Source organism: Spirosoma sp. 209 (genome assembly GCF_002006735.1).
In the GTDB taxonomy this organism is placed as follows: domain Bacteria; phylum Bacteroidota; class Bacteroidia; order Cytophagales; family Spirosomataceae; genus Spirosoma; species Spirosoma sordidisoli.
In genome coordinates this window covers 95,726-108,630 of record NZ_MVEC01000001.1, presented here as the reverse complement: position 1 = coordinate 108,630, position 12,905 = coordinate 95,726, and the positions used below count along the sequence as shown (strand labels likewise).

Below are 12,905 nucleotides of genomic sequence, written 5' to 3'. Positions count from 1 at the left end.
GTACTTGCCAAATGGCAAGAAATGGGTCAGCCCTTTTTGGCGTATTCGCGCCGGATTCGGCTCAGCGATGTGTCGGTAATGCCGAGGTACGAAGCAATGTGCTTCAACTGGGCGTATTGAAAGACCTCCCGGTTGGTGCGGATGAGATCGGCATAGCGTTCCTCGGCGCTTTGGTTAATCAGGGCCAGCGTGCGTTGTTTGAAGGCCGCAAATTCCCGGGCCAGCATCGCCCGCCCAAACTCCCGAAATTCGGGCATGGTATGGAATAGCTGGTTTAACTTGTCGAAGGTCAGCACAAAGCCCCGGCAGTCGGTCAGGGCCTGAATGTTTTCGTCGGAAATCCGACGCATAAAAAACGATGACACCTCGAACACGACCCGGTTTTTAACGTAAAATCCGGTGGTCACTTCCCTGCCGTCGGTATCGAGGGTAAAGGCCCGCATAACGCCATCGGTCAGGAACAGATAGTCATTGCTGACTTTACCCGCCCGGACGAAGTACTCATTTTTGGCAAACACACTATCGTCAAACTGGTTGGCTATGCGTTCGACCGTTGCCCGGGAGATGGGCAGGATTTGCTCAATAAACAGGATTAATGGTTCTTTATCCATCGGTTGACAACCAGCAGCCTGGGAGCGTTAGCCAACAACAGATCGACTCCCAAACCGGTGAAACGCTAAGTTAACCGACCGAACCGCAGAAAACACAGACCGGCTACACAAGACGCTTCTCAACCGGAGGCAGAGACGGCCTGACCCGCGCGCCAGCCACGCTAAACCCGCGCCTGAAAAAACTAGGCACCCAGCCACCGTACTATGCAAACTACTTTCCCACTCTATTCCATTGGTCACTTTATCAACCAGCCCGAGAACCGGACTGAGTTCGAGATTCTGCGGTTTGAGCAGATGGAGGAGCCCGACGTTGATGATCCGCACAAACACACGTTCTACGAAGTTATCTGGATTGATTCGGGAAAAAGTCGTCAGACCATCGACTACACCGATTATGAATTAAGCCCGCAATCGCTGTTTTTCATCTCACCGGGGCAGCTCCATTTTTTTGAAGAGTGGGAGCCGCTCACGGGCGGAAGTATCCTGTTCACCGAGAGTTTTTTTCTGCTCAATCATCAGGATAAGGATAAGCTGTTCGAGCTGAGTTTTCTGGATAACTTCTATGCCAATCCACTGCTGAAGCCGAGCGCCGGGAACTTTGCCGACATCCGGCACACCATTGACCTGCTTTGCCGGGAACAGAGCCGAAACGACCGGTCAACCGCCATCGGGCAATCGCTGCTGCACGTGTTGCTCGCCCAGATTCAGCGGTGCGTCGATGGCCAGACAGAACAGGCATCGTCCCGGAAATACGTGATTCTGTACAAGAACCTAAAGAACCTGCTCGATCAGCACTTCGCCCAGAATTGGCCGGTTAGTTTCTACGCCGACCAGCTGAATATTACGCAACACCACCTCAACGTGGTTTGTAAACAGGTAACCGGAAAAACGGCCAGCGACGTTGTCCGGTCGAGAAGTATGCTGGAGGCCCGGCGCCTGCTTACCTTCTCCGACCTGACCATTACGGAAGTAGCCACGCAGCTCAACTTTCTCGACTCGTCTTATTTCGCCCGCGTTTTCAAGAGCGAAACGGGGCTGTCACCTGCTGCCTTCAAACAGACAATGTCCGAAAAGTACCGGGTAAAGTAAGTCCCGTTCTAACCCCGTCGGGTAGGGGCAGGATACCTTTGTGTCCGTCAAATAACTACCATAATGACACAACAGGAACAACGCACAAAATGGGTTTTTGAACCTGCACACTGCAAAATTGGCTTCTCCGTTACCCACTTCGGCATCACCGAAACCGAAGGCCATTTTACCCGGTATGATGGAACCGTTACGGCCGAATCCGACGACTTTTCGGATGCCACCGTGACGATGCACGTTGATGTAAGCAGCGTTGATACGCTGGACAGGCAGCGGGATGACCACCTGCGCTCGGCCGACTTCTTCCACGCCGAAAAACATCCGCAAATGACCTTCGTCAGCACCGGTATGCGCGTCGTGGAGAAAAATCGGTACAAAATGGCTGGCGACCTAACGCTGCTGGGCATCACACGACCCGTTGAACTGGATGTTCAGTTCATGGGCATCGTACTGAAAGATCCGTTTGGCAACACCAAAGCGGGGCTTAAAGTAACGGGCGCTATCAACCGCAAGGATTGGGGCATGACCTGGAACAATATCATGGATTTTGGCGGTCTGGCTGTTGGAGAGACGGTCAGAATTAGCTGTCAAATCGAGTTGCTGAAGCAGTGAAGACAAGCGATCAACTCAAAATCTGGTTCATCACAGGCGTATCCAGTGGCTTAGGGCAGGCCCTGGCCGAAGCGGTGATGAACAGCGGAGACGTTGTGATCGGTACGTTCCGTCAGCAGGCCCAGGCCGATGCATTCAGCGCAGCAAACGCGGGCAAAGGAATCGGGATGCTGCTGGATGTAACCCAGCCGATGCAGCGGGAAGCGGTTGTACGCATGGTTCTGACGCAATTCGGCCGCGTTGATGTGCTGGTCAATAATGCGGGATTCGGGTTTGCAGGTGCCGTGGAGGAAGCGTCAGACGAGGAAATTCGCGACGTGTTCGAAACCAACTTCTTCGGAACAACTGCCCTGACACAGCTGCTGCTGCCCCAGTTTCGGCAACAACGCAGCGGGCACATCATTCAAATGTCGTCGCACGGGGGTTTTAAAGCGTTTGCGGGCTTTGGTATTTACAACGCCAGTAAGTTTGCGCTGGAGGGACTCAGCGAAGCCCTGGCCGGCGAGCTGGCTCCCCTGGGTATTCGATTGACGATTGTTGAGCCGGGCCCCTTCCGAACCAACTTTGCCGGTACCGCCTTCCGGGAAGGTAGACGTCGGCGTTGATCCACCGCTCCGGCAGACTGACTTCCGAACCAACTTTGCCGGTACCGCCTTCCGGGAAGCCGTGCGTCAACTTGCCGATTATCAGCCAACGGCGGGCCTCTTTCGTAACCGGATGAAACAGGGGAACGGCCAGCAGGAAGGAGACCCGGCGAAGGCGGCCGAAGCCATTATCCACATCGCCCGGATAGATAACCCACCGCTGCGGTTACCACTGGGCCGCATCGCCATCCAGACCATCAGCACCAAACTGGACAGTGTTCAGGCTGATCTAAACCGCTGGCGCGAGGTTGCCGAGAATGCCATTCTGCCATAGCATGTTACGGCTTGCCGGAAATCTCACGAAATATCGTAACCGGCCTGGCTGGTCTATGCAAAATCAAGAAGCCCAAACCGCTGTAAACCAGTTGTTTGGGCTTCGTGCAAAGGCTGGTACGTTGCTTGACTATAAAACAGATAATCAAGCAGCCCGATCATGTGTACCGCCACCTATGTACCCCTTGCCACCAACGGCTTTATCCTGACTCACAGCCGGGACGAGAAAGCGATTCGGCCGGCCGCGCGACCACCCAAAGCGGTTTCGATTGGCGACCAGGCCGTAATCTTCCCGCAGGACCCGCAGAGCCAGGGTACCTGGATTGCCAGCTCAGCCCGAACCACCGTTTGCCTGCTTAACGGTGCCTTCGTACCGCACCAGGTGCAACCGGCCTATAAACAGAGCCGGGGGCTGGTTATTCCGCACTTCTTCACTTATCCGTCCATCAACGCGTTCTCGGCCGCCTACGACTTCGACCACATCGAGCCGTTTACCCTGCTGGTTGCCGAAGCAGAGCGTCTGACCGAACTCCGCTGGACTGGACAGCGGCTGTTCACGCACGAAAAAGACCCCAACCGCGCCCACATCTGGTCGTCGGTGACCCTCTACACGCCCGACATGATCAAGAAGCGCGAAGGCTGGTTTGGAGACTGGCTACCGCAACATCCCAACCCGACGGTTGATGACATCCGGCATTTTCACCAGTCGGCCGGTGATGGTGACGCCGAAACCAGTATCCGTATGAATCGGCAGCATGCGTTGCTGACCATCAGCCTGACGAGCATCGTGCAGCAGGACGGGGACGCCGAGTTTATCTACGAAGATTTTACGCAGTCTACGTTCAGCCAGCAAACCATCCGACCCGCTTATGCAATCGCTTAGTTCACTCGACCAACGCCCCGGGGTGTCTGCCTCGCTCGGGCAACCGTTGCGGGCCCGGTTAGCCCGGCTGCGGCCTGCTACCCCGTTTTTTATCCGCCTGCGGTCGTGGGAGTACTGGCCGTTTGCGGTGGTGTATTTCCCGGTATTCATCTACCACATCTGGCTGTCGATTAGGGCCCGGTCGCTGTTTTTCTTCTCGGCTGCCAACCCATCCATCGAAACGGGTGGGCTGCTGGGTGAGTCGAAGGTCGGTATTCTGGACCGCATCAGCGCCGAATTCAAGCCGAAGACGCTGTTCGTTCCGGCCTCCACGCAGCTTGATACCGTTTTTGCGCAGATGGCCGATCAGGGCCTGACCTACCCCTTAATTGCCAAACCTAACGTGGGTGAACGCGGCTGGCGGGTCGAGACGATCGGGGACTGGGAGAGCCTGGTCAACTACAGCCAGAGCAGCCCCGGCGATTTTCTGATTCAGGAATATGTCGACGAACCACTCGAACTGGGGGTGTTTTACTACCGGTTTCCCGGGCAGCTACAGGGAGTAATTTCGTCGATTGTTCAGAAAGAATTTCTGACCATTCGGGGGAACGGACGCGACTGCATCGAAGCCCTCATCCGACAAAACGAGCGGGCCATTCTGCAGCTACCCGCCCTGACGGCCCGCTACGGTAACCGGTTCCATGAGATACCGGCCCCGGGCGAACTGATGACGCTGGTGTCTATCGGCAACCACAGCAAAGGAACCAAATTTCTGGATGCCAACCACCTCATCACGCCTGAGCTAACCCGCGTATTCGACCGCATCAGCCAGCCCATTGAGGGGTTCTATTATGGCCGATACGATCTGCGCTGCCGGACTGTGGCTGATCTGTACGCCGGTCGGCACATCCGGATTCTCGAGCTGAACGGGGCCGGTGCCGAACCCGCACACATCTACCAGCCCGGCTTCTCGCTGTGGGAGGCCTACCGGGTGCTGTTTCACCACTGGCGTGTGCTGTATGACATCAGCCGCGAAAACCACCAGCGGGGTGTCGCCTATATGACCCTTTGCGAAGCCGTCGGCATCTGGAAACGGACTCAGCACGATAAACAATAAGCGCCTGGTCTCACGGGCCTGGCCCCGTCAAACACGCATAACCAACAAACGAATGGACTCTTTATTTGCACCCATCAACACAAGCCTGACCGGCCTGAACGTCCTGCTCACGGCCGGACCCACCCAGGAAGACATCGATCCGGTCCGGTACATCAGCAATCATTCGACGGGCAAAATGGGGTACGCCCTCGCCGACGTGCTGGCCGAACGCGGGGCCAGCGTAACGCTCGTGAGCGGTCCTACCCACCTGACCGTTGCGTATCCAACCATCCAGGTGGTGCACGTTCGCTCGGCGGCCCAGATGTACGCAGCCTGTCTGGACCACTTCCCAACGGCCGCCATCACGGTACTGGCTGCGGCCGTGGCCGACTACACGCCTAAAGTAGTAGCCGACCGGAAAATCAAGAAGAAAGAGCCGGACTTTAGCCTGGAGCTTGTCAGGACCGTCGACATTGCGGCCAGCCTGGGTGCCCGGAAGCGCGACGATCAATGTATGGTTGGTTTTGCGCTGGAAACCGACAACGAACTGGCTAACGCCCGGGCCAAACTGGTTCGTAAAAACCTCGACCTGATTGTTCTCAATTCGCTCAAAGATGCCGGAGCTGCCTTTGGCCACGACACCAACCAGGTAACCCTCATACACCGCAACGGCGCGATCCACCGCTTCGGGCTGAAGTCCAAGCGAGCCGTGGCGCACGACATTGCCGATCAGGTAAGCGTGCTGCTACCCGTCTCGGTATTGTATTAATTCCATGAACAAACCCATACATCATGCATCGACAACTCATATCGAAACGCTTAGCCGTACTGCTCCTGATCGGTTTTGTCGGGCTGCTGGCATCCGCTTTTGGGCCGGTAGCCTATAGCGTCTACGATGGTAAACCGCCCCGGCGGTACGAAAAGACCGAGGCTGAGTGGCAGAAGGTACTGACGCCCGCTCAGTTCGCCGTCATGCGCAAACGCGGAACCGAGCGCGCCTTTACGAGCGCGCTGGCCAGCAACCATGCGCATGGCGTATATCGCTGCGCGGGTTGCCACGAGCCGCTCTTTAGCTCCGACACCAAATTTGAGTCAGGAACCGGCTGGCCCAGTTTCTACAAACCGATCAGTAAATCCATCGTGAAAGACGTAAGTGACACCAGCTACGGCATGGTTCGGACCGAAGTGCAATGCGCCGTGTGCGATGCTCACCTGGGGCATGTTTTTGACGACGGTCCGGCGCCCACCGGTCTGCGGTATTGCATAAACGGGGTGGCGCTGGAATTTGTCAGAAAACCATAAATGGCTTATACCATGCGACTTAGGCAATTAATTATACTGGGGTTTTGGCTCGCGAGTCAACCGGGCTGGGCCCAGGAGCCGGACGCAGCACCGGCGGGTTTGCCCAGGCTTAAACCCGGCGAAGCCGTCGCCACGTTTGCGGGTGGCTGCTTCTGGGCGCAGGAAGAAGGCTTCGAGCAGCTGCGGGGTGTTCGAGAGGTAGTGTCGGGCTATTCGGGCGGTCATGTGGCCAATCCGACCTATCAGCAGGTGAGTACCGACCAGACGGGTCATGCCGAATCGGTGCAGGTGTACTACAATCCCGACCTCATTAGCTACCACGATTTGCTGGATGCATTTTTTGCGGGCCACGACCCAACGACGCTTAACCGCCAGGGGCCCGATGTGGGGCGGGATTACCGGTCAGTGGCGTTTTATCGCACTCCCGCCGAGAAGCAGGAGATTCTGGCGGCCATTCAGCGGGTCAATGCGGCTCAGCACTACGCTGGCCAGGTTGTAACGGAGGTTGTCCCCTTCGCCGTGTTTTACCCCGCCGAGCGGTATCATCAGAATTACTGCAAACGGCATCCTAACCAGCCCTACATTCAGCGCGTATCGATGCCCAAAGTCGAGAAGCTCCGCCACGCCATGCACGGCAAACTGAAACGGGAAGGGTAAGCCCTGCCGTCTGAACCGATTACTAAACCAGGTGCAGCTGTATGTCTTGCCGGTACGTGTCTGGCAGGCAACCAGCTCAGCTGTTAACCGATCTTCATTATGACTTTTGAAGCAAAATACTGGTACTTACACAATCATCAGCTTTTCGATGAATTGTCACGTAATCACCTGAATGAACTGACCTACCTCAGCCACTTTCGTACTGGTCGTAAAGGCGACGTGATTACCCTTCCGCAGGAAGAAAAACGCATTTTCACCATTAAAGTGGGGATACTGAAGCTGGTTGAGCTGGACAATGACGGAGACGAACAACTGATTGAGATTCTACGGCCGGGCGATCTGTTCGGTCAGTTTACCCTAACCCCCCACGCCAGCAATCAGTACGCCGTAGTGCTGTCCGATTATGTTACGTTCTGTAGCTTTCTGGTGTCTGATTTTGAACAGATCATGCGGCAGAACCCGGCGCTCGGCATCCGGTATACCAAACTGATTGGCCTGCGTTTTCGGCAGCTTCAGAATCGGTACGCCAACCTGATGTTCAAGGATGTGCGGACGCGGCTGCGGTTGTTTCTGAAAGAGTGGGCCGACAAAGACGCCAAGCCGGGCCAGCCAAATGTGCTTACCAATTACCTTTCGCACAAGGATATATCCCGGATGATTTGCAGCAACCGGCAAACCGTTACCGAGCTTTTCAACGAGTTTCGGCTGGCGGGCATGCTGGAATACGACCGTAGCCAGATCCGGATTACCGACCCGGCTTTGCTCAATGTGTAACGGCCAGCGCGCCACTGCCCCAATGATCGTACCAATGAATGCGGTAAACCAGGCGGACCAGACCCTGCACAGCCTCGCCCAGCTCCTGGCGCTGACGGCTATGCAGTGGTTGCCGTCCCGACCCGACGACAGCCAGACGAACCTGTGCTGGAACAGCGACCGGCACCGGCTCGAAGGCCGGCCCTTTACCCACAACGGGCACCAGCTACGGCTGGTCATTGACATGAACACGTTTACGTTGCAGTTCATCGACGAACGGGAACATATCTCGGCAACCTTCTCGCCCGAAAACCGAACCCCGGCCGACGCCCTGATTTGGTGGACGAGTCAGATGCAGGCCTGGGGTATGGCTGGCGGCAACCCGCTCAACTACCAGCTGGATCAGCCGCCCGTTGCCGCACAGGCCGTTTACAAACGACCCGCTGAGTTGCTGACTTGGGCGCATTGGCGAACAACCGCCAACGCAGCGTTAAAGACCCTGAACGAATGGAGCGGTCGGGAGAGCGACATTCGGATTTGGCCGCACCACTTCGACACGGGTGTGTACTACGCCCAAATCGACCCCGACGGACGCGAAAAAGCAGCCATCTGGGCCGGCTACGCCATCGCCGATTCGGTGTGCAGCGAACCTTATTTTTACCTGTCGGACTACCAGCGTGGGCAAGCCGTCGGGTTCAGGGCCGCACCGGCGCTTTCGGCAGGCCAGTGGCGCGACGGGCCGGACTGGCAGGGGGCGCTGTTGCCTATTTCAGAGGCCGCCGATACCGCCCAGATCGCGCTGTTTTTTCGGGAGAGCTACAGCTGGCTTGCAGAAACAGGACTGCCAGACTGGATCAACAGCGTCGAAAACAGGAAATAATTGGTCGTTATAATCAGAGAAGGCCTTGGGCGTGATCACGCTCAGGGCCTTCTCTGATTATAGTGTGCTAATCTGAACCAGTTGTTGTGCTGCCCAAGTAGTAATAGCCGAAGGCTTAGCGCAGAATGGGTTCCAGAGCGGCCCGGTTTTCGTTGAGCCAATCGTGGATGTCGGTGACAATCTCGCGGATGCCTAATTCGGGCTTCCAGCCGGTCAGGTTCGTTACTTTCGTATTGTCGGTGATGTAAAGCCGGATGTCGGCGGCCCGGTTTTCGGTTACGGCGTTGATGGGAATGGTTTTGCCCGTTACTTCCTGACAAATCGCTGTCAGCTCCTGCAGGGAAGCCGAGCTTTCGTTGCTGCCGCCGGCGTTCAGTATTTCGCCGTTGACGGCGTCGAGGTTGTGCAGCTCCCAGTCCACCAGTCGGTAGAGATCGGCGATATGGAGCATGTCGCGGGTTTGTTTGCCGGTGCCACCGTACCCTATATACGCCAGCTGCTGTTCGAAGTAATGTTTGGCAATCCAGAGCACCATGACGCCCTGATCGACCTTGCCCATCTGCCACGGACCGGTAATGACGCCACAGCGGTTAATAACGGTTTTCAGCCCGTAAAACTCGTTGTACTCCTGAATGAGCAGTTCCGAAGCTAGCTTGGTTGTTCCGTAGAGCGAGCGCGCCCCGTCGAGCGGGAAATTCTCGGCGATCCCTTTCGACGAAACGCCCGGAACCGGCTGATCGTCGGTCAGCACGAAGCGGGTTTCGGCTTCGGCAAAGTTTAAGGTTTCGATCGTTTTGATCGGGTATACGCGGCTTGTTGACAGAAAAATGAAACTGGCTTTATGTTTCAGCGCGTAGTTGAGGCAATTGACTGTACCGAACAGGTTGGTATTGATGAGGTAGTCGGGCGTACCGTCGAGGCCGGCCAGTACACTCGGCTCGGCCGATGCTTCAATGACCGCATCAACAGCAGGCAGGGCGTCGAAGTCCTCTTTGTTGCGAATGTCGCCGTGTAAAAACTCGATACCAGCCGCTTTCAACCGCGCCAGACTCAGCTCGGAGCCGCGTCGTTTGAGGTTGTCGAGGGCAAAAATCTGGTAGTTGGGGTAGTTCTTTTTTAGCGAGATGGCGATCGAGGAGCCAACGAAACCGGCCCCGCCGGTGATGAGAAGTTTCATAAAATTGACTAAAATGACCGGGTGGAAGGGCAAACGAGCGGTTCGTACGGGGCTCGTTCACCCTTCCACCCGGTCGTTCTGTAGTTAGGATGCAATGCGTTTGAGTTTCACGTTTTCGACCGGGCGAATAACGAGGGGGACTTTTTCTACCTTGACCGAGCTGCTGTCCAGACCAAACCAGCGGTCTTCGGGCGTGGTGAAGCCCTTAATGGTGAAGTAAATGTTCATGATCAGCCGTTCGCGGGCGGGCAGCTCATTTTCGAACGACAGGAATTTCTCGAGTACTACGAACCGGAAATCGCCGATTACGTTCTGCCGGCTGAGCGATTCGTAGCGGCTGGTGATGTCCACTTCCTTATTCTTCACCATGTCTTCGATTACCTTCCTGAAGAACAGATTGATCCGCTGCTCGACCCGGAACCCCAGTTTAAAGGTGATTTTATAGGCGTCGTCGGGAGCGATCGTGTTTACCTTGTACTCCATCGTATACGGATCATCGGTCGTATCGACGTGTACGAACCAGTAGATATCGGCCCGTTTCGGCCGCTTCTGAAAGATCGAATAAATGATTTTCGACTCGATCTCCGACTGACGGGCCGCGTTGCTCATGAATACCAGATGGGTGGCATATTTGGGAATGCTGATGTCGCGGCTCAGCTCCTTGATGGCCTGAATGTACTGGTCGATACGAACGTACTCCGTCAGGCGAAGTTTGATCTGGAACGCCTGCAGCCAGATGTACATTACGCTGGCAATCGAAGCGCCGATGAATACCGATACCCAGCCTCCGTGCGGGAATTTGATCAGGTTGGCAATCAGGAACGACCCTTCAATACCCAGATAAACCGTTAAAAAAAGTACTACTCCCCACGCCTGGTACTTGTGCGTATACAGATAGTAGGTCATCAGCAGGGTTGTCATCAGCATGGTCAGCGTGATGGCCAGCCCATAGGCGGCTTCCATGTTGCTCGACTCCCGGAAGTACAGAACGACCCCCACGCAACCCGCCCAGAGCAATAAGTTGACACTGGGTACGTACAGCTGCCCTTTCTGGACGCTGGGGTAACGCAGCCGTACCTTGGGCCAGAAGTTGAGCCGGATGGCTTCGCTGATCAGCGTAAACGAACCACTAATCAGCGCCTGGCTGGCAATAACAGTGGCCATCGTGGCAATGCCAATGCCAATTGTCAGGAACCAGCCGGGCATCACCTGGTAAAAGGGAATGCGTTCGGAGAGCTTCTGCCCTTCGATGCTCAGCAGCCAGGCTCCCTGACCGAAGTAGTTCAGGAGAAGGGCCGTTTTGACGAACACCCAGCTCACACGGATGTTGGAGCGGCCGCAGTGGCCCATATCTGAATAGAGCGCTTCGGCACCGGTAGTACAGAGGAACACCGATCCCAGCAGCCAGAATCCGTCCGGGTATTGAGTTAGCAGCCACCAGGCGTAGTAGGGGTTAAGGGCAATCAGAATCCCCGGAGCCTGTACCAGCTGAGCAATACCCAGCACGGCCAGCATCGAAAACCAGATCAGCATGATCGGACCGAAAGTCGTACCGACCACACTGGTGCCGAAGGCCTGAATCAGGAATAGTATTGTCAGAATCGCAATGACGATCGGAATGGTTTCTATATTGGGGTAGAGCTGCCGCAGGCCTTCGATGGCAGAAGACACGGAGATAGGCGGGGTAATGATCCCATCGGCGAGCAGGGCCGATCCGCCAATGATAGCCGGTAAGGTAAGCCAGCGGGCATGCCGACGAACCAGGGCGTACAGCGCAAAGATGCCACCCTCACCCCGGTTGTCGGCCCTCAGGATCAGGATCACATACTTGACGGTGGTTTGCAGGGTAAGTGTCCAGAAAATACAGGATAAAGCGCCGTATATAACATCAGCCCGGATAACATTATCGGCGCCGATAATAGCCCGAAGCGTATACAGGGGCGAGGTGCCGATGTCGCCGTAAATGATACCCATCGCCACCAGTAGACCGGCGGCCGTTACGGTGTCTGAATGCTTCTTATCTTCCATAAAACAGGCTTACGCCTTTCGTTACAAGAACGGAATAAAACGGGGCAAAGATAGCCGATGTTTAGTTTGATTGACGTCAGGCCGAACTGAAAGTTACCCGCCGAGGAAGGCGAATAAACTACCGTTGCCTAGGTTTGTCGGGCAGATGATATAATTTACAGATTTACATCGTTGATTTGTGGCCTTTATTTGTTCACATGCCTGTTTTTCCGTTGTCAACAGCCGTTTTATTGTTCTCGCGCCCGGCGTGCTGGACGGCTGCTGGCAAGAAGCTGGCCGGAAGCCGTATGGCTCGCAACCAGCGGCTGTGGGAGCGTATGACGGAACTGACCGGGGCCAAGATACAGGCGGCCGGTCTGGTGTGCGTTCGATCGGGTACCCTGCTTACCGCAGCCGACTACACCCGTCCGTTCGGAGAGCAGCTTCAGCTGGCTATGTCAAGAACCCTGGCCAGGGGCTATAACCAGCTTATCATTGTGGGTGACGACTGCCCCGATCTGCGGGTAAGTGATCTGCTGACGGCTGCCACGCGGCTACAGCAGGGGCAATTGCCGATTGGGTACGACCGTCGCGGAGGTATTTACCTGCTGGGTGTTGATCAGCGGTTTCTGAACCCGGACTCATCCGAAGGCTTCAGTGCGCTGCCGTGGCAGAACGAAGGGCTGGCGTCGGCGCTGACCCATTTTCTGACCGACCGCTTCGGCCCCGTAGCCGAATTGGCAGCCGTCTGGCGGGACTGGAATGAACGGACCGATGTTCATGTTGGGCAATGGCTGTCCGGCTCATTCGCCTATTTAGCGGGTCCAATCTGGTCGTTGCTCATATCAATCCGAACCCATTATTTTTTGCCGACCCGGTACGTAATCACAGGCCGTCTTGTACAAGGCGCTCTCCGGGCTCCACCGGGTTTTGGGCGCTGACACC

General features: G+C 56.0%; 15 protein-coding genes. 12 read left to right on the top strand and 3 right to left on the bottom strand.

Annotated elements, in window-relative coordinates; all coding sequences use genetic code 11:
• Positions 1–26: 26 nt before the first annotated feature.
• Positions 27–611, bottom strand: a complete 585-nt coding sequence (locus B1C80_RS00455) for a Crp/Fnr family transcriptional regulator (protein ID WP_077919084.1) — start codon at positions 609–611, stop codon at positions 27–29.
• A gap of 204 nt (positions 612–815) precedes the next feature.
• Here B1C80_RS00455 and B1C80_RS00450 point away from each other — a divergent pair, with 204 nt between their 5' ends.
• The 11 genes from B1C80_RS00450 to B1C80_RS00405 all read left to right on the top strand — a co-directional run bounded on the left by B1C80_RS00450 (position 816) and on the right by B1C80_RS00405 (position 8,776).
• Entirely contained in the window at positions 816–1,700 is an 885-nt protein-coding gene (locus tag B1C80_RS00450; protein ID WP_077919083.1) for an AraC family transcriptional regulator, read from the top strand.
• 63 nt (positions 1,701–1,763) lie between these two features.
• On the top strand, positions 1,764–2,309 hold the full coding sequence (locus B1C80_RS00445) for a YceI family protein (protein WP_077919082.1): 546 nt from the start codon (positions 1,764–1,766) through the stop codon (positions 2,307–2,309).
• The gene (locus tag B1C80_RS00440; protein ID WP_236648540.1) at positions 2,306–2,914 is read left to right on the top strand and encodes an SDR family NAD(P)-dependent oxidoreductase; all 609 of its coding nucleotides are present in this window, start codon (positions 2,306–2,308) and stop codon (positions 2,912–2,914) included. Before B1C80_RS00445 ends, B1C80_RS00440 begins: the two co-directional genes overlap by 4 nt.
• Positions 2,874–3,227 (top strand): hypothetical protein, encoded by a 354-nt coding sequence (locus B1C80_RS28605; RefSeq protein WP_236648538.1) that lies wholly within the window; start codon positions 2,874–2,876, stop codon positions 3,225–3,227. The genes B1C80_RS00440 and B1C80_RS28605 overlap by 41 nt, the downstream gene beginning before the upstream one ends.
• A gap of 159 nt (positions 3,228–3,386) precedes the next feature.
• Positions 3,387–4,109, top strand: a complete 723-nt coding sequence (locus B1C80_RS00435; RefSeq protein WP_077919081.1) for an NRDE family protein — start codon at positions 3,387–3,389, stop codon at positions 4,107–4,109.
• Entirely contained in the window at positions 4,096–5,205 is a 1,110-nt protein-coding gene (locus B1C80_RS00430) for a hypothetical protein (protein ID WP_077919080.1), read from the top strand. Before B1C80_RS00435 ends, B1C80_RS00430 begins: the two co-directional genes overlap by 14 nt.
• A gap of 52 nt (positions 5,206–5,257) precedes the next feature.
• A complete protein-coding gene (locus tag B1C80_RS00425) occupies positions 5,258–5,953 on the top strand; it encodes a phosphopantothenoylcysteine decarboxylase (protein ID WP_077919079.1) in 696 nt (231 codons plus the stop codon).
• 23 nt (positions 5,954–5,976) lie between these two features.
• Complete coding sequence (msrB, locus tag B1C80_RS00420) at positions 5,977–6,486, top strand: peptide-methionine (R)-S-oxide reductase MsrB (RefSeq protein WP_077919078.1); 510 nt, start codon at positions 5,977–5,979, stop codon at positions 6,484–6,486.
• Positions 6,487–6,498: 12 nt separating this feature from the next.
• On the top strand, positions 6,499–7,143 hold the full coding sequence (gene msrA, locus B1C80_RS00415) for a peptide-methionine (S)-S-oxide reductase MsrA (RefSeq protein WP_077919592.1): 645 nt from the start codon (positions 6,499–6,501) through the stop codon (positions 7,141–7,143).
• Positions 7,144–7,242: 99 nt separating this feature from the next.
• On the top strand, positions 7,243–7,917 hold the full coding sequence (locus B1C80_RS00410; protein ID WP_077919077.1) for a Crp/Fnr family transcriptional regulator: 675 nt from the start codon (positions 7,243–7,245) through the stop codon (positions 7,915–7,917).
• Positions 7,918–7,951: 34 nt separating this feature from the next.
• Positions 7,952–8,776: a hypothetical protein gene (locus B1C80_RS00405; protein ID WP_236648537.1), complete on the top strand. Its 825-nt coding sequence runs from the start codon at positions 7,952–7,954 to the stop codon at positions 8,774–8,776.
• Between the two features lie 115 nt (positions 8,777–8,891).
• On the opposite strand, the gene B1C80_RS00400 is transcribed toward B1C80_RS00405, so the two are convergent.
• Both B1C80_RS00400 and B1C80_RS00395 read right to left on the bottom strand, forming a co-directional pair.
• Positions 8,892–9,953: an NAD-dependent epimerase/dehydratase family protein gene (locus B1C80_RS00400; RefSeq protein WP_077919075.1), complete on the bottom strand. Its 1,062-nt coding sequence runs from the start codon at positions 9,951–9,953 to the stop codon at positions 8,892–8,894.
• Positions 9,954–10,037: 84 nt separating this feature from the next.
• The gene (locus tag B1C80_RS00395) at positions 10,038–11,981 is read right to left on the bottom strand and encodes a KUP/HAK/KT family potassium transporter (RefSeq protein WP_077919074.1); all 1,944 of its coding nucleotides are present in this window, start codon (positions 11,979–11,981) and stop codon (positions 10,038–10,040) included.
• Between the two features lie 197 nt (positions 11,982–12,178).
• On the opposite strand from B1C80_RS00395, the gene B1C80_RS00390 reads away from it, so the two are divergent.
• A complete protein-coding gene (locus tag B1C80_RS00390; RefSeq protein WP_077919073.1) occupies positions 12,179–12,901 on the top strand; it encodes a DUF2064 domain-containing protein in 723 nt (240 codons plus the stop codon).
• The last annotated feature ends 4 nt before the right edge of the window (positions 12,902–12,905 follow it).

Bases quoted from the DNA above. Each gene is read 5' to 3' on its own strand.
- B1C80_RS00425 (WP_077919079.1), top strand. From the start codon at position 5,258: ATGGACTCTTTATTTGCACCCATCAACACAAGCCTGACCGGCCTGAAC.
- B1C80_RS00450 (WP_077919083.1), top strand. From the start codon at position 816: ATGCAAACTACTTTCCCACTCTATTCCATTGGTCACTTTATCAACCAG.
- B1C80_RS00410 (WP_077919077.1), top strand. From the start codon at position 7,243: ATGACTTTTGAAGCAAAATACTGGTACTTACACAATCATCAGCTTTTC.
- B1C80_RS00430 (WP_077919080.1), top strand. From the start codon at position 4,096: ATGCAATCGCTTAGTTCACTCGACCAACGCCCCGGGGTGTCTGCCTCG.
- B1C80_RS00445 (WP_077919082.1), top strand. From the start codon at position 1,764: ATGACACAACAGGAACAACGCACAAAATGGGTTTTTGAACCTGCACAC.
- B1C80_RS00395 (WP_077919074.1), bottom strand. From the start codon at position 11,981: ATGGAAGATAAGAAGCATTCAGACACCGTAACGGCCGCCGGTCTACTG.
- B1C80_RS00435 (WP_077919081.1), top strand. From the start codon at position 3,387: ATGTGTACCGCCACCTATGTACCCCTTGCCACCAACGGCTTTATCCTG.
- msrB (WP_077919078.1), top strand. From the start codon at position 5,977: ATGCATCGACAACTCATATCGAAACGCTTAGCCGTACTGCTCCTGATC.
- msrA (WP_077919592.1), top strand. From the start codon at position 6,499: ATGCGACTTAGGCAATTAATTATACTGGGGTTTTGGCTCGCGAGTCAA.
- B1C80_RS00400 (WP_077919075.1), bottom strand. From the start codon at position 9,953: ATGAAACTTCTCATCACCGGCGGGGCCGGTTTCGTTGGCTCCTCGATC.
- B1C80_RS00455 (WP_077919084.1), bottom strand. From the start codon at position 611: ATGGATAAAGAACCATTAATCCTGTTTATTGAGCAAATCCTGCCCATC.
- B1C80_RS00390 (WP_077919073.1), top strand. From the start codon at position 12,179: ATGCCTGTTTTTCCGTTGTCAACAGCCGTTTTATTGTTCTCGCGCCCG.
- B1C80_RS00405 (WP_236648537.1), top strand. From the start codon at position 7,952: ATGAATGCGGTAAACCAGGCGGACCAGACCCTGCACAGCCTCGCCCAG.